The sequence below is a fragment of the Mycobacterium sp. NGS50 genome (assembly GCF_059812545.1).
The window spans coordinates 1-260 of the sequence record NZ_JCALCW010000111.1 but is presented as its reverse complement, the minus strand read 5'-3'; the positions used below and the strand labels follow the sequence as shown (position 1 = coordinate 260).

The following is a 260-nucleotide window of genomic DNA, read 5'->3' as shown; positions in this document are numbered from 1 at the left end:
AGACGATCCGGAGATGTGGGTGTCACACGAAACGATCTATCAGGCCATGTATGTCCAGGCCCGCGGGGGGTTGGCCAGCGAGCTGAAATCCGCGTTGCGCTCCGGCCGGGAGAAACGAAAGCCGCAGGGCCGCAAACCGATCGAGGATCGTGACCGGTTCAAGGCCGGCATGATCAACATCAGCAAACGTCCCGCCGAGGCGCAGGACCGGGCGATCCCAGGCCACTGGGAAGGAGACCTCATCCTCGGCGCCGGCAACA

General features: G+C 63.8%; 1 protein-coding gene. It reads left to right on the top strand.

What is annotated here, in order from left to right; all coding sequences use genetic code 11:
- Nucleotides 1–260, top strand: a 260-nt coding sequence (locus tag AC5Y36_RS25910; RefSeq protein ID WP_500043834.1) for a transposase, incomplete at both ends; no start/stop codon positions are given.